The sequence below is a fragment of the Salmonella sp. 2020_1459 genome (genome assembly GCF_043847915.1).
Classification (GTDB): domain Bacteria; phylum Pseudomonadota; class Gammaproteobacteria; order Enterobacterales; family Enterobacteriaceae; genus Salmonella; species Salmonella enterica.
In genome coordinates this window covers 104,561-126,700 of sequence record NZ_JBCMFA010000001.1, presented here as the reverse complement: position 1 = coordinate 126,700, position 22,140 = coordinate 104,561, and the positions used below count along the sequence as shown (strand labels likewise).

The following is a 22,140-nucleotide window of genomic DNA, read 5'->3' as shown; positions in this document are numbered from 1 at the left end:
CCGGGCCTGAACCGGTTAGCTATGACGACGATTGTCGTTACGGCGGCAACGTTTGTCATAGTGACGTACCCACCAATATTTGTCGCTCACCTGCTCATGCCCCCCTACACGAGCCCCCGCCAGCCAAAGAACTGCACCGACAAAAATGCTCAGTATTGCGCCATGCGCAAAAAATTGCGGCAAATTAAACTGCGGCAGTTGGTTTAAAATAGAGTAACCCACGCCGACAACCATCACGACCAGCCCCAACCCCATCAGCACGTTACCGAATAACGAAGCGTTTTTGCGTTTCATATGTCACCTCCGGAACTTTTGGGTTGTTTTTAGGAAATCCCCCTAAACTTTATGTGTAAAGTATAGACAACACTTTCGTTTGTAAGTGCGGGTGCGATCACAAATGTAAAGTTTCATTTAACAAAACTTTACAAATAACACACTGAACAGTTTACATTTTTAATAATCAATGCTGGCAATTATTTAATTTACTTCAGAGTGTCGCTGTGTTTTGTCAAGCGGGCAGACAGACAGTAAACTACGCGCCAGTTATGGATCTACTCAGGACAAAAAACGTGGCAATTAAATTGATTGTTGGTCTGGCGAATCCCGGTGCGGAATATGCCGCGACGCGACACAATGCAGGCGCATGGTACGTCGATTTACTGGCGGAGCGCCTGCGCGCGCCGTTGCGTGAAGAGCCTAAATTCTTTGGCTATACCTCACGCATCACGCTGGAAGGGGAAGATGTTCGCCTGCTGGTACCCACCACGTTCATGAACCTCAGTGGTAAAGCAGTTGGCGCAATGGCCAGTTTTTACCGTATTCAGCCGGACGAAATTTTGGTCGCTCACGACGAGCTGGATCTCCCTCCGGGCGTCGCGAAATTTAAACTTGGCGGCGGCCACGGCGGCCACAATGGTCTGAAAGACATCATCAGCAAGCTGGGCAATAATCCCAACTTTCACCGATTACGCGTTGGAATTGGTCATCCAGGCGATAAAAATAAAGTTGTTGGTTTCGTGCTGGGTAAACCCCCTGTTTCTGAACAAAAATTAATTGATGAGGCCATTGACGAAGCGGCACGCTGTACGGAATTGTGGTTCAAAGAGGGTCTGGCCAAAGCAACAAGCCGTTTGCATACCTTTAAGGCGCAATAACCAGTGATGTGCGGCATTTTTGCCGCACGCCGTGTATAATAGGCGAAGTTATTTCCATTTCTGCAATCTGTTTTCTATAACAGGTTGATTATTAAGATATTAAGGTGAGTTAAATCATGGGATTCAAATGCGGTATCGTCGGTCTGCCCAACGTCGGGAAATCCACCCTGTTCAACGCGCTGACAAAAGCCGGTATTGAAGCGGCAAACTTTCCGTTCTGCACTATCGAACCGAATACCGGTGTCGTGCCGATGCCCGATCCGCGTCTGGACCAGTTGGCTGAGATTGTTAAACCGCAACGCATTCTACCAACCACGATGGAGTTCGTGGATATCGCCGGTCTGGTAAAAGGCGCGTCCAAAGGCGAAGGGTTGGGTAACCAGTTCCTGACCAATATCCGTGAAACTGAAGCTATCGGTCACGTGGTTCGCTGCTTTGAGAACGACAATATCATCCATGTGGCGGGTAAAGTAAACCCGGCAGAAGATATTGATGTTATCAATACCGAACTGGCGCTGGCTGACCTCGATACCTGCGAGCGCGCTATCCATCGCGTACAGAAGAAAGCCAAAGGCGGCGATAAAGACGCCAAAGCGGAACTGGCCGCGCTGGAAAAATGCCTGCCGCACCTGGCCGAAGCGGGGATGCTGCGTTCGCTGGACCTGACGGACGAAGATAAAGCGGCTATCCGTTATTTAAGCTTCCTGACGCTGAAGCCGACAATGTATATCGCTAACGTCAATGAAGACGGTTTTGAAAATAACCCGTATCTGGACCAGGTTCGCGAAATCGCCGCCAAAGAAGGTTCGGTCGTGGTTCCGGTGTGTGCCGCCGTCGAAGCTGATATTGCTGAGCTGGATGATGACGAGCGCGACGAATTTATGGCTGAACTGGGTCTGGAAGAGCCGGGGCTGAACCGCGTTATTCGCGCTGGTTATCGCCTGCTGAACCTCCAGACCTACTTCACCGCCGGGGTGAAAGAGGTTCGCGCATGGACTATTCCGGTTGGCGCAACCGCGCCGCAGGCAGCAGGTAAAATCCATACCGACTTCGAAAAAGGCTTTATCCGCGCCCAAACTATCGCTTTTGACGACTTTATTACCTATAAAGGTGAACAAGGCGCGAAAGAAGCCGGTAAGATGCGAGCGGAAGGCAAAGATTATATCGTTAAAGATGGCGATATAATGAACTTCCTGTTCAACGTCTAAATAAAATTTGTTGTCTCGTGAGGTTTTGCTGAATCTCATAAGAGGCAAAGAAAGTCATAAAATCCACGCAGCCGCGTGGATTTTTTATTTCATAATATCTCAACTCATACTGACAGGCTCAATTAACGCAGAGCTAACAGGGTAAGTTCTTTTCTTAATTACCAGTCGACATTCACTGTATGGTTATAAAAAGGATGCTGATCCTTTAGCGGCGTCTCATAACTTGGGATCGCATCATAATCATCTTTTCCCCGAACGGAATACCTTCCCGCTTCGATATCAAAACGATGTTTGAGCCATCCCGCAACATGACTTGCGAAAGCCTCTTTTCTTCTTAATGGCCAATCGACAGAAGCCAAATTAACATCTAATAAGTACCGCCCTTCTTTATTAACCTTGATCATTCCAGCCTGCAGTAACGCCCGTACCACCTGGGATTGGTTATCATGAATCCAGACCCAGGCATTTCCAAATTCCATTGCATAACTATCATTTAAAAAATCTTTTTTTGAATATAATTCACTTACATAATCATTGATAGAGTCAGCATAATTTTTTACTTTAGATGCAGATAAATCAAAAAAAGATTCAAATTCGAAAGTATTGTCATTAATACAGGACAGTAACGCACCCGGTTCCGAGAGCTGGGTCCATGATTGTAAACTCTCTACAGCTATAATGAATTTGAAAGTATTTCTTCCAATGACACCCCGGTCAATTAAAGTTAAAATATCGTGAGCTACGGTAGGGATATCTTCTGCAAACGGGACGATTATCCCCGCACCACTTATTTCGCTTGATCTAAAATCAAATCCTGGGGTACTTTCAATGTTTTCCGGAATACCATACTCTTTAATATGATTAAGGAAATTATTAATATCGCCACGATATGGCCATCGCCATTCACGTTCATGTGTCCAGTCAATCTTACCTGGAACATAAGTAACATATCTATATTGTTCAATCAAAGGAAGAGCCGTTTCATCAAGAATACGTTCCCCGTTTCTGCCTTGCGAGCATCGAGCATTGTTATGCTGATCCAACCCATATATGACTGGCCTTGCCCCATAATTAAACATTTGCTCTTTAGGTAAAACGATTGCATATAAACCGATTTTTTCATTTCGTTCTAATCGGCGAACACCAGTCTCTAAATAAGCTGCAATCGGCATATCTGTAAAGCATACCACCGGGGAGTCACCATATACGGTTCGTTGCCCATTTCGGTATGACCAGGACGAGAAAATTTTATGACTGCGTAAAGATAATCGAAGTAAATATTTAGCATCAATGAAACATGCGTGGTGCTGATTATTAAAACCACAGTGCTCAGGCAAATAAATATGGCTACCGGTCTCTAAATTAACGTCCCGAAAAAAATGAATCAAATAATCGGATAAGTCAAATCTGATGTTATTTTTCATGGGACGCCCTCTTTCAAACAGTCTCTTTTTTGCATTCCTTTAAAACCAGCACCACTATTTTATATAAAAATCATCACGAAGTATGCTTCTTTTAACGATGACCTCAAACCCTCCCTCCCTTTGCATCAACTTACGTATCCCTGAAATAGCGAGACCAGGCTAAATCTACCCGAGGTGGCTCGCTAAAAACCTCATCCTGGAACAAGCTCAACCGCCCTTCCCCGCCACGGCCCTTTCGCCGAAAAACCGATAATGGGTATAAATATACCGCTATAAGCTATACCCACACACTTCACATTGTTTCTTATCGTTAATCCGATACGCTTTTTTCACATTATTTCTGGCGGTATACGCCGGTGCAAAGTGAATCGGGCTCGTTTCCGCGCTCGCGCGTAACACAATGATTTACCTTGCTGGCGGAACGTCAACGGACCCGCAAAAGCGCCTTATGCCCCTGGCGGAGCGTGGTGCAAAAAGGAGAAAAAATACGCGTTATGAATAACGAGGAGACCTTTTATCAAGCCATGCGTCGTAAGGGAGTGACCCGACGCAGCTTTCTCAAATTCTGTAGCCTTGCCGCCACATCGCTGGGACTGGGCGCCGGAATGACGCCAAAGATCGCCTGGGCGCTGGAGAATAAACCGCGGATTCCGGTGGTCTGGATTCATGGACTGGAATGCACCTGCTGTACCGAATCCTTTATCCGTTCCTCGCACCCGCTAGCCAAAGATGTGATCCTCTCGCTGATTTCCCTTGATTATGACGACACCCTGATGGCCGCCGCCGGCGCACAGGCCGAAGAAGTCTTTGACGATATTACCACTCGCTACGCCGGGAAATACATTCTGGCGGTGGAAGGCAATCCGCCGTTAGGAGAGCAAGGAATGTTCTGTATCAGCGGCGGCCGCCCGTTTATTGAAAAACTGAAGAAAGCCGCCGCAGGCGCCAGCGCTATTATCGCCTGGGGAAACTGCGCCTCCTGGGGTTGCGTCCAGGCCGCCCGCCCCAATCCAACCCAGGCAACGCCTATCGATAAAGTGATCACCGACAAGCCGATCGTGAAAGTCCCTGGATGTCCGCCAATCCCGGATGTCATGAGCGCCATTATCACCTATATGGTGACGTTTGATCGTCTGCCGGAACTCGATCGCATGGGCCGTCCACTGATGTTCTATGGTCAGCGTATCCACGATAAATGCTACCGCCGCGCCCATTTTGACGCCGGTGAATTTGTCGAGAGCTGGGATGATGATGCCGCCCGCAAGGGATACTGTCTGTACAAGATGGGCTGTAAAGGGCCAACCACCTATAACGCCTGCTCCTCCACTCGCTGGAATGACGGCGTCTCCTTTCCTATCCAGTCCGGTCACGGATGTCTGGGATGTTCAGAAAATGGTTTCTGGGATCGCGGCTCGTTTTATAGCCGCGTGGTGGATATTCCCCAGATGGGTACCCATTCAACCGCCGATACGGTGGGGCTGACCGCGCTGGGCGTGGTCGCGGCGGGCGTTGGCGGTCACGCTATCGCCAGCGCGCTCAACCAACGTAAACGCCACAAACAGCAGTTAGCGCAAGCCGAACCACAGCCGGACAATGAGGATAAACAGGCATGAGTAACCAGTATCAAACCCAGGGTTATACCGTTAACGACGCCGGCCGTCGTCTGATCGTGGACCCGATTACCCGCATCGAAGGGCATATGCGCTGCGAAGTGAACATTGATGAGCAAAACGTCATTACCAATGCCGTTTCCTGCGGCACAATGTTCCGCGGGCTGGAGATCATTCTGCAAGGCCGTGACCCGCGTGACGCCTGGGCGTTTGTTGAACGTATTTGTGGTGTCTGTACCGGGGTACATGCTCTGGCATCGGTGTACGCTATCGAAGATGCGATTGGTATCCAGGTGCCGGATAACGCCAATATTATACGTAACATCATGCTGGCTACGTTGTGGTGTCACGATCATCTGGTCCATTTTTATCAGTTAGCCGGTATGGACTGGATTGATGTTCTGAATGCGCTGAAAGCCGATCCGCGCGCCACCTCGCAGTTGGCGCAAAGCCTTTCCGCCTGGCCGATGTCATCGCCGGGCTACTTCTTTGACGTACAAAATCGATTAAAGAAATTTGTCGATGGCGGCCAGCTTGGGATATTCCGTAACGGCTATTGGGGACATCCACAGTACAAACTGTCGCCAGAGGCTAATCTGATGGGGTTTGCCCACTATCTTGAAGCCCTCGACTTCCAGCGCGAGATCGTCAAAATCCATACCATATTTGGCGGTAAGAACCCCCATCCTAACTGGATCGTCGGCGGAATGCCGTGCGCGATCAATCTCGATCAAAGCGGCGCGGTTGGGGCTATCAATATGGAGCGCCTCAACCTGGTGCAGTCGATCATCACCCGCACCGCCGACTTCATTAACAACGTGATGGTTCCGGACGCGCTGGCTATCGGCCAGTTCAATAAAGCATGGAGTCAAATTGGCACCGGTCTGTCGGATAAATGCGTGCTGAGCTACGGCGCATTTCCGGACATTGCCAACGACTTCAGCCAGCAAAGCCTGTTAATGCCGGGCGGCGCGGTGGTCAATGGCGACTTTAAAAATGTCATGCCGGTAGATTTGGCCGATCCGCAGCAGATACAGGAGTTTGTGGATCACGCCTGGTACCGCTATCCGGACGATCGGCTGGGGCGTCATCCTTTTGATGGCATTACCGATCCCTGGTACAACCCGGGTGATGTCAAAGGCAGCGATACGCATATCCAGCAGCTCAACGAGCAGGAACGTTACTCCTGGATTAAAGCGCCGCGCTGGCGGGGTCATGCCATGGAAGTCGGCCCGCTTGCCCGAACGCTTATCGCGTACCACAAAGGGGACGCCGCCACCATAGAGTCAGTAGATCGCATGATGTCCGCCCTTAAACTGCCGCTCTCCGGTATCCAGTCTACGCTTGGCCGTATTTTATGCCGCGCGCACGAAGCGCAATGGGCCGTCGGTAAGCTGCAGTATTTTTTCGACAGGCTTATGACCAACCTGAAAAACGGCGACCTGGCCACCGCCAATACCGAGAAATGGGAACCGGCCAGTTGGCCGCAGCACTGCCGCGGCATCGGTTTTACCGAAGCGCCTCGCGGAGCGTTGGGACACTGGGCGTCAATACGCGATCAGAAGATTGAACTCTATCAGTGCGTGGTTCCCACCACCTGGAACGCCAGCCCGCGCGATCCTAAAAAACAGATCGGCGCCTATGAAGCGGCATTGATGGGAACGCAAATGGCGATTCCCGACCAACCGTTAGAAATCCTGAGGACGCTGCACAGCTTCGACCCCTGCCTCGCCTGTTCAACCCACGTGCTCGGCGACGACGGCAGCGAACTGATTGCCGTCCAGGTACGCTAAGCGTTAAGGAAAAGAACGATGACTGGAAAGCTATCTCCACGCGTCGGGGAGGCGCGTGATACTGCCGTCAGCCACTATGTGTTTGAAGCGCCGGTACGCCTGTGGCACTGGCTAACGGTGGCCTGCATGTTGGTACTGATGGTAACAGGCTACTTCATTGGCCGGCCCTTGCCGTCTGTGAGTGGCGAGGCGACCTATCTGTTTTACATGGGCTATATCCGGCTGATCCACTTTGCCGCCGCGATGATCTTTACCGTGTTACTGCTGGGGCGGATTTATTGGGCCTGTGTCGGCAACCGCTATTCGCGAGAGCTGTTTATCGTCCCGGTCTGGCGTCGCAGTTGGTGGCAAGGCGCTTTTTCCGTGGTCCGCTGGTATCTGTTTCTGGAGAAAAAACCGGGGAGCGACATCGGACATAACCCTGTCGCGCAGGCCGCGATGTTCGGCTATTTCCTGTTATCGGTATTTATGATCCTCACCGGTTTCGCTCTGTTTGGCGAGCATAGCCAGTACGCTATCTTTGCGCCGTTCCGCTATGTGGTTGAATTTTTCTACTGGACCGGCGGCAACTCCATCGATATTCACAGTTGGCACCGACTGGGCATGTGGCTGATCGCCGCCTTCATCGTCGGGCACGTTTACCTCGCTATCCGGGAAGACATTATGTCCGACGATACGGTGATCTCCACCATGATCAATGGCTATCGCAGCCACAAATTCCCCAAACCGCACGACAAGGAGCCCTCATGAATGCGCAACGCGTAGTGGTGATGGGATTAGGAAACCTGTTGTGGGCCGATGAAGGATTCGGTATCCGGGTCGCGGAGCGTTTGTATGCCCGATATCACTGGCCTGAAGAGGTAGAAATTGTGGACGGCGGTACGCAAGGGCTAAACCTGTTAGGTTATGTTGAGCAAGCCAGCCATCTCCTGCTCCTTGACGCGATCGATTACGGCCTAGCGCCGGGCAGCCTGCGAACCTATGCCGGCGAGAAAATCCCCGCGTATCTCAGCGCCAAAAAAATGAGCCTGCATCAAAACAGTTTTTCCGAAGTTCTGGCGCTGGCCGACATCCGCGGGCATCTGCCCTGTCACATAGCGCTGGTCGGCCTGCAACCGGCGCTACTGGACGACTACGGCGGTAGCCTGAGCGAAATAGCTCGCGGCCAGCTACCGGCGGCGGAACTGGCCGCCCTGGCGCAACTGGCCGCCTGGGGGATCGTACCGCAGGCAAACGAGGTCGCACGCTGCCTGAACTATAAATGCCTGTCGATGGAAAATTATGAGGGAGTGCGCATACGTCAGTATCAGACACGTCTGGAGGGCAAAAGAAGTGGCGAATGACACCCCGTTCTCTGCGCTATGGCAACGCCTGTTAACCCGTGGATGGCAACCGGTAGAGGCTTCCACGGTAGACGACTGGATCAAACGGGTTGGAGATGGCGTCATCCTGTTAAGTAGCGATCCGCGGCGTACGCCGGAAGTCAGCGATAACCCGGTGATGATTGCCGAACTCCTGCGTGAGTTCCCGCAGTTTGACTGGCAGGTGGCGGTGGCCGACCTTGAACAAAGCGAAGCTATCGGCGATCGCTTTAATGTTCGTCGATTTCCGGCGACGTTGGTTTTTACAGACGGCGAGCTACGCGGCGCGCTCAGCGGCATTCATCCCTGGGCTGAACTGCTCACGCTGATGCGTTCGATGGTTGACACTCCCGCAGCGCAGGAGACAGTACAATGAGCAACGCCTTTTTTCATCTGCTGGGGCCAGGTACGCAGCCTGATGACGCTAGTTTCTCGATGAATCCCTTACCGCTCACCTGTCAGGTCAATGGCGACCCAAGTATGGCGGCGCTGGAGCGCTGCGCTCACAGCCCGGCGGTGATGGCATTGTTGACCGATCTGCGAGGTCAGCTTGCCCGGCGCATCCCGGAAGTCGGCGACGTGCTGGGATGGGAGTTATCTCCCCTGAATGCCGATGATCTCTCATTCCTCAATACGCTATTGGGCGAAGGCGAGGTCTCGGTACGCATTCAGCATCCGGACGGGAGTGAAAGCGAGATCCAGGAGACCATCTTCTGCGGCCTGTGGCGGGTACGCCATCTGCATAACCGACGTCTGCTGACGGATCGTCTGGAAGCAGGTAGCGCGCCCCTGACATTATGGCAAGCGGCTACCGCCGATACGCTGCCTGACGACTCTCTACTGCCTCCGCCTGTCGCTGGCCTGATGAATGGACTGCCGCTGGCCCATGAATTATTGGCGCACGTACGCGATCCGGCGTTGCAACCTCACAGCATCAATTTGACCCAACTGCCGCTCAGCGAGGCCGATCGTCTTTTTCTGGCACGTTTATGCGGACACGGGAACATCCAGATTCGCATCTCCGGGTATGGCGAAAGCCAAATCAACGCCACAGCATTGCGCCATCTCTGGCATGTGCGCTGTCTGGACGCCCTTAAAGGGCCGTTGCTCGATAGCTATGAGATTTGTCCTTTGCCGGAGCTGGTACTGGCGGCCCCGGAAGATCTGGCCGATTCGCGCCAGCGCCTGGATGAAGTCTGCCGATGGCTGGAGACGCGCTAGCGCTCTCAACAGGAACGTCACCGGTGTCCGGTACTGATTAGCTTTTTACTCTCTTTCTGCCTACAGGAGTTAGCATGTGGGATGTCATTGACTTATCGCGCTGGCAGTTTGCGCTGACCGCGCTGTATCACTTTTTATTTGTTCCTCTTACGCTTGGGCTGATTTTTTTGCTGGCCGTCATGGAGACGATCTATGTGGTGACGGGGAAAACCGTCTACCGCGATATGACGCGTTTCTGGGGCAAGCTCTTCGGGATCAATTTTGCTCTCGGTGTGGCTACCGGCCTGACTATGGAGTTTCAGTTCGGGACTAACTGGTCGCTCTATTCCAACTATGTGGGCGATATTTTCGGCGCGCCGCTGGCGATGGAAGCGTTACTGGCCTTCTTTCTCGAATCCACTTTTGTCGGCCTGTTCTTTTTCGGCTGGCAGCGGCTGAATAAATACCAACACCTGCTGGTCACCTGGCTGGTGGCCTTCGGCTCCAATATTTCAGCATTATGGATTCTGAATGCCAATGGCTGGATGCAGTATCCTACCGGCGCTCATTTCAACATCGATACGTTACGGATGGAAATGAGCAGCTTCAGCGATCTGGTCTTTAACCCGGTGAGCCAGGTGAAATTCGTCCATACCGTCATGTCCGGTTATGTCACCGGCGCCATGTTTATTATGTCTATCAGCGCCTGGTATCTGCTACGTGGCCGCGAGCGTGAGGTGGCCTTGCGCTCGTTTGCTATCGGCTCAGTATTCGGCACCCTGGCCATTCTGGGAACCCTGCAACTGGGCGACAGTTCGGCCTACGAGGTCGCCCAAATTCAGCCGGTGAAACTGGCGGCGATGGAAGGCGAATGGCAAACCGAACCCGCGCCCGCGCCGTTTCATCTGATTGCCTGGCCGCAGCAGGAACAGGAGCGTAATGCGTTTGCCGTGAAGATCCCTGCTCTGCTGGGTATTCTGGCCACCCATTCGCTGGATACGCCGGTTCCGGGGTTAAAAAACCTGATGGACGACGCTCTGCCGCGCCTGAAGCGTGGCCGGGAGGCCTGGCTACTCATGCAGGAGATAGCGCAAGGCAATCGCTCGCCGCAGGTACTGAATGCGTTTCACGCCGTTGAGGGCGATCTGGGGTACGGCATTCTGCTGGCGAAATATGCCCCGGATATGAACCATGTGACGCCGGAGCAGTATCGTGCGGCCCAGCGTGGCGCTATTCCTCAGGTGGCGCCGGTGTTCTGGAGTTTCCGTATTATGGTCGGCTGCGGTTCGCTGCTGTTAGTGGTGATGTTGATTGCGTTGATACAGACGCTGCGAATGCGTATCGACCAGCATCGCTGGGTATTGCGTATGACGCTCTGGAGCCTGCCGTTACCGTGGATTGCCATTGAAGCCGGTTGGTTTATGACGGAGTTTGGCCGTCAGCCCTGGGCGATTCAGGACATTCTGCCGACCTGGTACGCTCACTCCGCGCTGACGCCGGGCCAGTTGGCCTTCTCAATGGGGCTTATCCTCGGACTTTACACCCTGTTTTTAATCGCGGAAGTCTATCTGATGCAGAAGTACGCGCGTCTTGGGCCGAGCGCCATGCAACATCAACAACAAGCGCAACAACAGGGATAAAGGAGACAATCATGTTGGATTATGAAACGTTGCGGTTCATTTGGTGGCTGCTGATCGGCGTCATCCTGGTGGCATTTATGGTAACTGACGGGTTTGATATGGGGGTCGGTTGCCTGCTCCCGCTGATAGCGCGTAACGATGACGAACGCCGGGTGTTGATCAATAGCGTCGGCGCCCACTGGGAAGGAAACCAGGTATGGTTGATCCTCGCGGGCGGGGCATTATTCGCCGCCTGGCCACGGGTCTATGCCGCCGCGTTTTCCGGTTTTTATGTGGCGATGATCCTGGTGCTGTGTGCCCTCTTCTTTCGCCCGCTGGCCTTTGATTATCGGGGAAAAATCGCCAATGCCCGCTGGCGCGCGCTGTGGGATACCGGTCTGGTTATCGGCAGCCTGGTTCCCCCAGTCGTATTCGGCATCGCGTTCGGCAACCTGTTTTTAGGCGTGCCGTTTGCCTTCACGCCGCAGCTTCATGTTAACTATTTTGGCACCTTCTGGCAGTTACTCTCGCCCTTTGCCCTACTGTGTGGATTATTGAGTCTGTCGTTGGTGATTATGCAAGGAGGCGTCTGGTTACAGTTGAAAACGGAGGGCGTTATTCGTCAACGGGCTCTGTCGGCCACCCGCCACAGCGCGCTGCTGATCGTGATCTGCTTCCTGCTGGCCGGTTACTGGCTGTGGGCCGGCGTTGATGGCTTTGTCTTACTCACGCAGGATGCCAACGGCCCTTCCAATCCGCTCTTAAAAGGCGTGGCGATACTCCCTGGCGCATGGATGAACCACTTTATACGCTCGCCGCTACTGCTCATCATCCCGTTGCTCGGTATGATCCTGCCGATTCTGGCTTTCTATGCCTGCCTTCGCGGTCAGACTATTCGTGGATTTCTGTTCGCTTCCCTGACCCAGGCCTGCGTCATCTTTACCGCCGGAATAACGCTATTTCCTTTTGTGATGCCGTCGAATGTTAGTCCTCTCTCCAGCCTGACGGTGTGGGACAGCACCTCCAGCCAGATGACGCTCGAAATCATGCTGGTGATTGTGCTGATTTTTCTGCCGATCGTACTGCTCTATACGCTGTGGAGCTATTACAAAATGTTGGGGCGTATCAACCTGGAGACCCTCCGCCGCAACGATCATGAACTTTATTAGGGAGCGGGAGCGATGTGGTATTTACTGTGGTTTGTCGGCATTCTGCTGATGTGCTCACTATCGACGCTGGCGCTGGTGTGGCTTGAGTCGCGTCAACAATAAAGAGGTAAACCGGGGTCAGCGCCGTCTGACTCCGGTTATTTTTATCTTTTTACGCGCCTGGCGAAGACGTTTCCCCGCCGACAGGACGACATAACATTGATACATGTCGTTATCATAATCTTTACTTTTAGAGGTGCGTCATAATTATGACAAATAGCCGCCTTGCACATATCACGCATATTTAAGCAATTAATTGCATAATTAGCGATATATCACCTCTTATAGCGGATAGTTAACCACTTCTCATCCAAAATCATAACGAAAATCCAACTGCCTGCCATTTTTGATCTGAGTTAATTGTTTAAAAAAGTGTTAAATTTATCGCTACATGGTGTGATCTACTATGTACCACGGTCAATTAAAGAACATATTACTTTTATCACTAAGGTTTATCATGGATAAGTTATCTTACGCTTCAGATAGCAGCACATCTGCCTGGAATACCTACCTGCAACAAATCGAGCGTGTGGCCCCTTATCTGGGCGAGTTATCCCCCTGGGTGGATACTCTGCGCCACCCAAAACGCGCTCTGATCGTCGATATTCCGGTACAAATGGATGATGGCACTATTCGTCATTTCGAAGGATATCGCGTGCAGCACAACCTCTCCCGAGGTCCGGGTAAAGGCGGTGTTCGCTACCATCCTGACGTTGATCTCAATGAAGTGATGGCCCTGTCAGCATGGATGACCATCAAATGTGCCGCGCTGAATCTGCCGTACGGCGGCGCCAAAGGCGGCATCCGCGTCGATCCGTTCTCGCTGTCGGAAGGTGAACTGGAGCGTTTGACCCGCCGCTATACCAGCGAGATCGGCATTATCATCGGGCCGCAGAAAGATATTCCTGCGCCGGATGTCGGCACCAACGGTAAAGTGATGGCCTGGATGATGGATACGTATTCCATGAATCATGGCACGACGGTCACTGGCGTCGTCACCGGTAAGCCTATCCATCTTGGCGGTTCGCTGGGTCGTGAAAAGGCGACGGGGCGCGGCGTTTTCGTCAGCGGGCTGGAAGCCGCGCGTCGGGCGAATATCGCCGTTGAAGGCGCTCGCGTTGCGGTTCAGGGTTTTGGTAACGTCGGCAGCGAAGCCGCGCGTCTGTTTGCAGGCGCTGGCGCCCGTGTCGTGGCGATTCAGGATCATACCGCGACCCTGTTTAACGCCACCGGTATTGACATGAAGGCGCTCACGGCATGGCAGACAGAACACAAACAGATAGCCGGTTTCCCGGGCGCGGAAACTATCGCCAGCGATGCGTTCTGGCGTCTGGAGATGGATATTCTGATCCCGGCGGCGCTTGAAGGTCAGATAACTCGTCAGCGCGCGGAAGCCCTGACGTGTAAGCTGGTGCTGGAAGGGGCTAACGGCCCGACCTATCCGGATGCTGATGATGTTCTGGCCAGCCGTGGTATCCTTGTGGTGCCTGACGTGGTCTGTAACGCAGGCGGCGTAACCGTCAGCTACTTCGAATGGGTACAAGATATGGCCAGCTTCTTCTGGAGCGAAGAAGAGATCAACGCGCGCATGGACAAAATCATGACCGACGCGATTGTCCATGTCTGGGAGAAAGCGGCTGAGAAATCCTGTTCTCTGCGCACCGCAGCCTATATTGTCGCCTGTGAGCGCATTCTGTTGGCCCGTAAAGATCGCGGTATCTATCCGGGTTAAGGCTACAAGTTATTGCGCTAAAATCCACGTCCCGGCGTGGATTTTTTGTCTGTATCCCCCGTTTTCCACGCGCGCGCCGATAAATTCTGTCTCAATAAAATGTCTGTTTGTTCGCAAAATAGCGGTTCAATCACGCGTATCTGGTCATCGTAGACTAAGGTTTTGTCATGGTAAATGCCGTTGGCTTTGGCTCACCGCTAAGGAGATAACTTGATGATACCCCCAGAGATTCGCCGTTCTGTTCTACTGCAGAAAGCCATAAAACTGGCGCTGGCAGGGACACTGCTGACGTTTGCATCGTTTTCGGCGACTGCCGCAGACCCGTCTTCCGACACTGAAACTCCGCAGCCGCCGGATATTTTGCTTGGCCCGCTCTTTAATGATGTCCAGAATGCAAAACTCTTCCCCGATCAGAAAACCTTTGCTGACGCCATACCTAATAGCGATCCGCTCATGATTCTTGCGGATTATCGTATGCAGCGGAACCAGTCCGGCTTCGATTTACGTCATTTTGTTGATGTTAACTTCACCCTGCCGAAAGCGGGTGAAAAATATGTCCCGCCTGCCGGGCAGTCATTGCGTGAACATATTGATGGCCTGTGGCCGGTGCTGACACGTTCAACTAAAAACGTCGAAAAGTGGGACTCGCTCTTGCCGTTGCCTGAATCCTATGTCGTACCGGGTGGGCGATTCAGAGAGATTTACTACTGGGACAGCTATTTTACGATGCTGGGGCTGGCGGAAAGCGGGCACTGGGATAAGGTGGCGGATATGGTGGCGAACTTTGGTTACGAAATTGACGCCTGGGGGCATATTCCTAACGGCAACCGTACCTACTACCTGAGTCGTTCGCAGCCGCCTTTCTTTGCGTTTATGGTTGAGTTACTGGCGCAACATGAAGGTGACGATGCGCTGAAAGAATACCTGCCGCAACTGCAAAAAGAGTACGCCTATTGGATGGAGGGCGTTGAGACATTGCAGCCAGGGCAACAAAACCAACGCGTCGTCAAACTGGAGGACGGCAGCGTTCTCAACCGCTACTGGGACGATCGGGATACGCCCCGCCCTGAATCCTGGGTTGAAGATATCGCTACCGCCAAAAGCAACCCCAACCGCCCGGCAACGGAGATCTATCGGGACCTCCGCTCTGCCGCCGCCTCTGGCTGGGATTTCAGCTCCCGCTGGATGGATAATCCGCAGCAGCTCAGTACCATTCGCACCACCACTATTGTCCCTGTCGATCTTAACGCTCTGCTGTATCAGCTGGAGAAGACCCTCGCCCGCGCCAGCGCTGCGGCGGGCGATCGGGCCAAAGCCTCGCACTATGACGCGCTGGCCAACGCGCGGCAAAAAGCCATTGAAATGCATCTGTGGAATAACAAAGAGGGTTGGTATGCCGACTACGATCTGAAGAACAATAAAATCCGTGACCAACTCACCGCTGCCGCGCTGTTCCCGCTCTATGTAAACGCCGCCGCGAAAGATCGCGCTGCGAAAGTGGCGGCGGCGGCCCAGGCGCATCTGCTACAGCCTGGCGGGCTGGCTACCACCTCGGTTAAAAGCGGACAGCAATGGGATGCGCCAAACGGCTGGGCGCCGTTACAATGGGTCGCTGCCGAAGGATTGCAAAATTATGGGCAGGATGACGTGGCAATGGAAGTCACCTGGCGCTTTTTAACCAATGTGCAGCACACCTACGATCGCGAGAAAAAACTGGTCGAAAAATATGATGTCAGCAGCACCGGAACCGGCGGTGGCGGCGGCGAATATCCCCTTCAGGACGGCTTTGGCTGGACCAACGGCGTGACGCTGAAAATGCTCGATCTGATTTGTCCGCAGGAAAAACCGTGCGATAGCGTACCGTCTACTCGTCCGGCATCGTTAAGCGCAACGCCGACAAAAACGCCGTCTGCAGCGACGCAGTAACGCGTGTTTATAGTAGGTTGACCCGGTGCTGACCGGGTCAACGCTTACACGTTCTGCAGCGGTTAGCCGCGTCGCAGAAGGCGGAAAATCACCAGCACCACGATCGCGCCCACCACGGCGACCAGGAAACTGTGCAGATTAAAGCCGCTGATACTGCCGCCAATACCAAACATCGTCGCCAGCCATCCGCCAACGACCGCCCCGACGATACCGAGAATACAGGTCAGGATAAATCCCCCGCCATCGCGCCCCGGCATAAGCAATTTGGCGATAACGCCGGCAATCAAACCAAAAACAATCCAGGCGATAATTCCCATTTGCGAACCCTCTTTCCAGTAAAAACGTTTTAAGTATAGGCAAAGTCGAGCGTCGCATTTCTGAACACTGATTTATCTCGCGGACATAAAAATTTATTTATCGCTATTAAGTTCTTTCTACCGATGCCGATAACCCAACGATAGTCTGCGTATCAGGGGTTATTTCGTGTGAGTGGTTACAATGAGCAGTTCCTGAAAAAAAATCCATTAGCGATATTAGGCGTGCTACGGGATTTAAATAAAAATCAGGTTCCACTGCGTATTTCATGGGCGCATGGTCAATTCATCAGTAAAATTTTGGCGGTAGACCCGGAAAAACTCATCGTGGATTACGGCAGCCAGGAATACGAAAATAGCGCCGTATTACGTGCCGGGCAGGTAGCCATTATCGCAGAAACGCAGGGCGCAAAAGTCGAGTTCACGTTGCCGCAACTCGTTACAGGCGAATATCAGCGGCTGCCGGCCTTTATCACGCCCCTGCCGTCATCACTGTGGTTTGTCCAGCGCCGGGAGTATTTTCGCATTGGCGCGCCGCTGTATCCGCCTTATTACGGCGTCACCACGCTACCGGACACCCGTACGTTACGTTTTCGCCTGTTTGATCTTTCCCTGGGCGGCATGGGCGCGCTACTGGAATCCGCCATCCCCGACGGACTAATCGAAGGCGCACGCTTTTCGCAGGTTGAACTGAACATGGGGCCATGGGGGATTTTTCACGTTGACGCCCAGCTTATCGCCATCAGCGAGCGTAAGGTAATTGATGGGAAAAATGAAACGATCACCACTCCCCGCCTGAGCTTTCGTTTCCTTAACGTTAGCCCGGCGGTGGAGCGGGAGTTGCAGCGGATTATTTTTTCGCTTGAGCGCGAGGCCCGAGAAAGAGCGAATAAAGTGCGAGAATAATCTTCACGCTAAACTACATGGCGTCCAGCGCCTGCTGAAGCTTCCAGATATAGCGCGGCGCCTGCGGCGCGGGATGATTATCAACAACATGTTCAAAAAACTCGTCCGCATCCAGATCGTTAATTTTTTCTATCGCCTTCTTCCTGTCGGATGAAAAAGTACGCAATAACGCGCCTGCGCCGTTAGCATAAGAGACGACCAGCGCATATTGCATCACCTGCGGATCTTTGATGCCGGCCAGCGGCCCATTTTCCAGAATGCTCAGATACGCCGCGCCCATTGAGATGTTACGCTCAGGGTTTTTCAGCTCGCTGGTGGTCGGTTCGCCACGCCAGCCCATGCGACGGTAAACGTCGCGCCCGGAGGTCGACGCCTTTAGCTGCATCAGGCCAATCGCATTGGACTTACTGACCGCGTTAGGGTTGCCGCCGGATTCAATGGCGATAATCGCGGTGATTAAATGCGGATCAACTCCCCATGCCGCCCCGGCTTTTTCACTGATGGGCATCCACTGCATCGCACGCTTTACAGGCACTTCGGCATTCCACGGCGGATTCCTGTAATCCTGTTTTGAGCTACAGCCAGCCAGCATTACTACCAAAAAAGCAAACCATCTTAATTTCACGTCATCTATCCTTATAGCCGTAACTTATCTGTCGAAGAGGTCATACCGCCCCGGCCAGGCACTTAGGTTGCCTCCCTGGTGTGCATCCAGAAACGTCGCACAACGAGGGACATCGCCTAATATATGCGGCATGATATACATTTGCATTCTATTGTCAGCAAGGAATTACCATGTCTCTGTTTCATTTAATCGCCCCCTCGGGCTACTGTATTAACCAACAGGCCGCGTTACGCGGCGTTCAGCGCCTGACTGACGCGGGTCATCAGGTGGAGAATGACGAGGTGATTCGTCGCCGCTATCAGCGTTTTGCCGGTACGGACGCGGAACGGCTGGCCGATGTTAATTCGCTGGCCTCGCTAACTTCGCCGGATACGATTGTCATGCCGGTTCGCGGCGGCTATGGTGCCAGCCGCTTGTTGGATCGTATCGACTGGCAGGCGCTCGCCACCCGGCAACAGCGCGATCCCTTACTGATTTGCGGTCATAGCGATTTTACGGCGATTCAGGCTGGACTCCTGGCGCAGGTCAATATCATCACCTTTAGCGGTCCTATGCTGGCGGCAAATTTTGGCGCCGAAACGCTGAATACGTTCACCGAGCAACATTTCTGGCTGGCGCTACGCAAGGCGCAATTTACCGTAGAGTGGCAAGGCGACGGCCCTCAGTGCGACGTACAAGGCACCTTATGGGGCGGAAATCTGGCGATGTTGATTTCCCTTATCGGTACGCCCTGGATGCCGACTATCGATAAAGGAATTTTAGTGCTGGAAGATGTCAATGAGCACCCTTTCCGGGTGGAGCGTATGCTTTTGCAACTGGAGTACGCCGGAATTTTAAACCGCCAGAGCGCCATCGTTCTCGGCAGCTTTAGCGGCGCGGCGCCCAACGAGTATGACGCCGGTTATTCTCTGGAGAGCGTCTACGCGTTTTTACGTTCCCGTCTGTCCGTTCCGCTGATTACCGGTCTCGACTTCGGGCATGAACAGCGTACGGTGACGCTCCCTATCGGGGCAAACGCGACGCTTAAAAATACGCGCCAGGGGACTCAACTCACTTTATCTGGTCATCCTACGCTGCAATTGTAAAAAAAGTCCCCGACAGGCTAAGTAAAACGCTGCCCTGGCCGTTATTATGTTAATGTTAAATAATACGAAGTCGTGTGAGTCAGGAGATATAAAACGTTGGATGCTGCAACAATTATTAGTCTATTTATTTTAGGTTCCATCCTTGTAACCAGCAGTATCCTGTTAAGTTCATTCTCATCGCGACTGGGTATCCCGATTCTGGTCATTTTCCTCGCCATTGGGATGTTAGCGGGTGTGGATGGCATTGGCGGTATTCCTTTCGATAATTATCCTTTCGCTTATATGGTCAGTAACCTGGCGCTGGCGATTATTTTACTCGATGGCGGCATGCGCACCCAGGCCAGCTCTTTCCGGGTAGCGCTGGGCCCCGCGCTGTCGCTGGCAACGCTCGGCGTGCTGATCACGTCGGGGTTAACAGGTATGATGGCCGCCTGGCTGTTTCATCTGGATCTTATTGAAGGTCTGCTCATTGGCGCGATAGTCGGTTCCACTGACGCCGCAGCGGTCTTTTCTCTGCTTGGCGGCAAAGGGCTAAACGAACGTGTAGGCTCCACGCTGGAGATCGAATCGGGAAGTAACGACCCGATGGCCGTTTTTCTGACCATTACATTAATTGAGATGATCCAGAAACATGAAACCGGCCTGGACTGGATGTTTGCCGTCCATATTATCCAGCAGTTCGGTCTTGGTATTGTTTTTGGCCTGGGCGGCGGTTACCTGCTACAGCAGATGATCAACCGTATTTCTCTGCCCAGCGGCCTGTATCCGATGCTGGCGCTCAGCGGCGGTATTCTGATTTTTGCTTTGACGACCGCGCTTGAAGGCAGCGGCATTCTCGCGGTCTATTTGTGCGGATTCCTGTTAGGAAACCGCCCGATTCGCAACCGTTACGGCATCCTGCAAAACTTTGACGGACTAGCCTGGCTGGCGCAGATCGCGATGTTCCTGGTTCTGGGGCTGCTGGTGACGCCTTCCGATCTGTGGCCGATTGCCGTCCCTGCGCTTATTCTCTCCATCTGGATGATTTTCTTCGCCCGCCCACTGTCGGTGTTTACCGGCCTGCTGCCATTTCGCGGCTTCAATCTTCGGGAGCGCATTTTCATCAGTTGGGTCGGACTGCGCGGCGCGGTGCCGATTATTCTCGCCGTTTTCCCGATGATGGCCGGGCTTGAAAACGCTCGCCTGTTCTTTAATGTCGCTTTCTTTGTGGTACTGGTGTCGCTGCTTCTGCAGGGAACATCGCTGTCATGGGCGGCGAAAAGAGCCAAAGTGGTCGTGCCTCCGGTTGGCTGGCCAGTATCGCGCGTGGGGCTTGACATCCATCCTGATAATCCGTGGGAGCAATTCATCTATCAGTTGAGCGCCGACAAATGGTGCGTCGGCGCGGCGTTGCGCGACCTGCATATGCCGAACGAAACCCGCATTGCCGCGCTATTTCGCAATAATGAACTGTTTCACCCCACGGGTAGCACTCGCCTGCAGGAAGGCGACGTACTCTGCGTGATTGGCCGGGAGCGCGATCTGCCAGCGCTGGGCAAATTGTTTAGCCAGTCGCCGCCGGTTTCGTTAGATCAGCGTTTCTTTGGCGATTTTATCCTCGAAGCGAATGCGAAATTCGCCGACGTGGCGCTTATCTACGGGCTGGAAGAAGGAACGGAATACCGGGATAAACAACAAACCCTCGGTGAAATCATACAGCAACTGCTGGGCGCTGCGCCGGTCGTCGGCGATCAGGTGGAGTTTGGCGGCATGATTTGGACGGTAGCTGAAAAAGAAGATAACGTGGTACGCAAGATTGGGGTACGCGTCGCCGAAGACGAAGCAGAATAAGGTCGCCGGACAACGTCGACCCGCCCCCGGTGGACCGGTCGACGCCTTAGCCTGAGTTAGGTTACGTTGTCACAAACGGCACGCGCGGCGCTACGGCGCACAGTAGCTCATAGCCCAGCGTGCCTGCCGCAGAGGCGACATCATCGACCTTAATTTCTTTGCCCCATAATTCAACCGGCGTGCCGATTCCCGCCTGCGGACACGGCGTCAAATCTACCGCCAGCATATCCATTGAAACGGTGCCTACTGTTCTGGTACGGATACCGTCCACCAGCACAGGCGTCCCGGTCGGCGCATGGCGTGGATAGCCATCGGCATAACCCGCCGCGACGATGCCAATGCGTTGTTCCTGAGTCACAGAATACCCTCCGCCATAGCCTACCCTTTCACCCGCGCTCAGCGTCTGCACGCCAATAATTTCGCTACTCAGCGTCATCACGGGTTTTAGTCCGGTATCGGCAATATCCCGCCACTGTCCTGACGGCGACGCGCCGTACAAAATAATGCCCGGCCTGACCCAGTCATAATGCGCCTGGGGATGCCACAGCGTCGCTGCCGAATTTGATAACGAGTGCGCACACTGCAGGCCTTCCGTCGCCAGCGCAATACGCCTCATCGCCTCCCCGATACCTTCCGGATGATCGGCCTGAGCAAAATGTGACATCAGGGTCATTTCACCGACATTGCGCATTGCCCGCAATTGCTGCCAGACGGTCTGCGCCCGCTCAGGCTGAAAACCGAGTCGGTTCATGCCGCTGTTGACTTTGACATAGATATCCAGCGGCGCGTTAAGCCGCGCATTTTGCAGCGCTTTCAATTGCCAGTTACTGTGGATGCAGGTGGTCAGCCGATAAGTGTCATACGCCTCCAGGTCTTGCGCATGGAAAAACCCCTCCAGCATCAATATCGGCCCTTTCCACCCGCGCTCACGCAGGGTAATCGCCTCTTCGAGGTTGAGCATAGCGAAACCATCTGTGGCGCCCAGCGCGCTCCAGACGCGTTCAATACCGTGGCCGTAGGCGTTGGCTTTCACTACCGACCAGACGCGCGCCTCTGGGGCCGCCCGGCGCACAATAGCCAAATTTTGTTTCATTACCTGTAAATCAAGGCTGGCCTGTATAGGGCGGGTCATTTCACTTCCTTTA

21 protein-coding genes are annotated in these 22,140 nt (G+C 53.3%); 16 read left to right on the top strand and 5 right to left on the bottom strand.

Annotation, left to right across the window (positions count from 1 at the left end):
• Positions 1–15: 15 nt before the first annotated feature.
• Complete coding sequence (ychH, locus tag ACH0VJ_RS00695; protein WP_000823878.1) at positions 16–294, bottom strand: stress-induced protein YchH; 279 nt, start codon at positions 292–294, stop codon at positions 16–18.
• Between the two features lie 275 nt (positions 295–569).
• Between ychH and pth the strand changes: the two genes are divergently transcribed.
• Positions 570–1,154 carry an aminoacyl-tRNA hydrolase gene (pth, locus tag ACH0VJ_RS00690; protein WP_000985595.1) on the top strand — a complete coding sequence of 195 codons (585 nt, stop codon included), beginning with the start codon at positions 570–572 and terminating at the stop codon, positions 1,152–1,154.
• Between the two features lie 116 nt (positions 1,155–1,270).
• Positions 1,271–2,362, top strand: a complete 1,092-nt coding sequence (gene ychF / locus ACH0VJ_RS00685) for a redox-regulated ATPase YchF (RefSeq protein WP_000505850.1) — start codon at positions 1,271–1,273, stop codon at positions 2,360–2,362.
• A 158-nt stretch (positions 2,363–2,520) separates the two neighbouring features.
• On the opposite strand, the gene ACH0VJ_RS00680 is transcribed toward ychF, so the two are convergent.
• Positions 2,521–3,786 (bottom strand): DUF4427 domain-containing protein, encoded by a 1,266-nt coding sequence (locus ACH0VJ_RS00680; RefSeq protein ID WP_000794388.1) that lies wholly within the window; start codon positions 3,784–3,786, stop codon positions 2,521–2,523.
• 494 nt (positions 3,787–4,280) lie between these two features.
• Between ACH0VJ_RS00680 and hyaA the strand changes: the two genes are divergently transcribed.
• From hyaA to ACH0VJ_RS00625, 11 genes are all read left to right on the top strand, one after another.
• On the top strand, positions 4,281–5,399 hold the full coding sequence (hyaA, locus tag ACH0VJ_RS00675; RefSeq protein WP_001058310.1) for a hydrogenase 1 small subunit: 1,119 nt from the start codon (positions 4,281–4,283) through the stop codon (positions 5,397–5,399).
• A complete protein-coding gene (hyaB, locus tag ACH0VJ_RS00670; RefSeq protein ID WP_000070982.1) occupies positions 5,396–7,189 on the top strand; it encodes a Ni/Fe-hydrogenase large subunit in 1,794 nt (597 codons plus the stop codon). The genes hyaA and hyaB overlap by 4 nt, the downstream gene beginning before the upstream one ends.
• A gap of 18 nt (positions 7,190–7,207) precedes the next feature.
• On the top strand, positions 7,208–7,939 hold the full coding sequence (gene hyaC, locus ACH0VJ_RS00665; RefSeq protein WP_000147031.1) for a Ni/Fe-hydrogenase b-type cytochrome subunit: 732 nt from the start codon (positions 7,208–7,210) through the stop codon (positions 7,937–7,939).
• Positions 7,936–8,532, top strand: coding sequence for a hydrogenase 1 maturation protease (hyaD, locus tag ACH0VJ_RS00660; protein ID WP_000993800.1), 597 nt, complete (start codon positions 7,936–7,938; stop codon positions 8,530–8,532). Before hyaC ends, hyaD begins: the two co-directional genes overlap by 4 nt.
• Entirely contained in the window at positions 8,522–8,926 is a 405-nt protein-coding gene (gene hyaE / locus ACH0VJ_RS00655) for a hydrogenase-1 operon protein HyaE (protein ID WP_001262580.1), read from the top strand. Before hyaD ends, hyaE begins: the two co-directional genes overlap by 11 nt.
• Positions 8,923–9,771 carry a hydrogenase expression/formation protein gene (locus ACH0VJ_RS00650; RefSeq protein ID WP_000063377.1) on the top strand — a complete coding sequence of 283 codons (849 nt, stop codon included), beginning with the start codon at positions 8,923–8,925 and terminating at the stop codon, positions 9,769–9,771. The genes hyaE and ACH0VJ_RS00650 overlap by 4 nt, the downstream gene beginning before the upstream one ends.
• Before the next feature lie 74 nt (positions 9,772–9,845).
• Entirely contained in the window at positions 9,846–11,390 is a 1,545-nt protein-coding gene (gene appC / locus ACH0VJ_RS00645) for a cytochrome bd-II oxidase subunit 1 (RefSeq protein ID WP_000263613.1), read from the top strand.
• 11 nt (positions 11,391–11,401) lie between these two features.
• Positions 11,402–12,538, top strand: a complete 1,137-nt coding sequence (gene appB, locus ACH0VJ_RS00640) for a cytochrome d ubiquinol oxidase subunit II (RefSeq protein WP_000888117.1) — start codon at positions 11,402–11,404, stop codon at positions 12,536–12,538.
• Positions 12,539–12,550: 12 nt separating this feature from the next.
• Positions 12,551–12,640 (top strand): cytochrome bd-II oxidase subunit CbdX, encoded by a 90-nt coding sequence (cbdX, locus tag ACH0VJ_RS00635; RefSeq protein WP_000270301.1) that lies wholly within the window; start codon positions 12,551–12,553, stop codon positions 12,638–12,640.
• Between the two features lie 394 nt (positions 12,641–13,034).
• The gene (locus ACH0VJ_RS00630) at positions 13,035–14,309 is read left to right on the top strand and encodes a Glu/Leu/Phe/Val dehydrogenase (protein WP_001526439.1); all 1,275 of its coding nucleotides are present in this window, start codon (positions 13,035–13,037) and stop codon (positions 14,307–14,309) included.
• 213 nt (positions 14,310–14,522) lie between these two features.
• Complete coding sequence (locus ACH0VJ_RS00625) at positions 14,523–16,235, top strand: alpha,alpha-trehalase (protein ID WP_000612824.1); 1,713 nt, start codon at positions 14,523–14,525, stop codon at positions 16,233–16,235.
• Between the two features lie 62 nt (positions 16,236–16,297).
• On the opposite strand, the gene ACH0VJ_RS00620 is transcribed toward ACH0VJ_RS00625, so the two are convergent.
• Positions 16,298–16,552, bottom strand: coding sequence for a GlsB/YeaQ/YmgE family stress response membrane protein (locus ACH0VJ_RS00620; RefSeq protein ID WP_000511323.1), 255 nt, complete (start codon positions 16,550–16,552; stop codon positions 16,298–16,300).
• 168 nt (positions 16,553–16,720) lie between these two features.
• Between ACH0VJ_RS00620 and ycgR the strand changes: the two genes are divergently transcribed.
• A complete protein-coding gene (gene ycgR, locus ACH0VJ_RS00615; RefSeq protein ID WP_000017414.1) occupies positions 16,721–17,455 on the top strand; it encodes a flagellar brake protein YcgR in 735 nt (244 codons plus the stop codon).
• Positions 17,456–17,468: 13 nt separating this feature from the next.
• Here the strand turns inward: ycgR and emtA are convergent, their stop codons facing one another.
• Positions 17,469–18,080, bottom strand: coding sequence for a membrane-bound lytic murein transglycosylase EmtA (gene emtA / locus ACH0VJ_RS00610; RefSeq protein ID WP_000776975.1), 612 nt, complete (start codon positions 18,078–18,080; stop codon positions 17,469–17,471).
• A 170-nt stretch (positions 18,081–18,250) separates the two neighbouring features.
• On the opposite strand from emtA, the gene ldcA reads away from it, so the two are divergent.
• Positions 18,251–19,165 (top strand): muramoyltetrapeptide carboxypeptidase, encoded by a 915-nt coding sequence (ldcA, locus tag ACH0VJ_RS00605; RefSeq protein ID WP_000051615.1) that lies wholly within the window; start codon positions 18,251–18,253, stop codon positions 19,163–19,165.
• 96 nt (positions 19,166–19,261) lie between these two features.
• Positions 19,262–20,995, top strand: a complete 1,734-nt coding sequence (locus ACH0VJ_RS00600) for a potassium/proton antiporter (protein ID WP_000338376.1) — start codon at positions 19,262–19,264, stop codon at positions 20,993–20,995.
• Between the two features lie 61 nt (positions 20,996–21,056).
• On the opposite strand, the gene dadX is transcribed toward ACH0VJ_RS00600, so the two are convergent.
• Positions 21,057–22,127 carry a catabolic alanine racemase DadX gene (gene dadX, locus ACH0VJ_RS00595; RefSeq protein ID WP_000197902.1) on the bottom strand — a complete coding sequence of 357 codons (1,071 nt, stop codon included), beginning with the start codon at positions 22,125–22,127 and terminating at the stop codon, positions 21,057–21,059.
• Between the last annotated feature and the right edge of the window lie 13 nt (positions 22,128–22,140).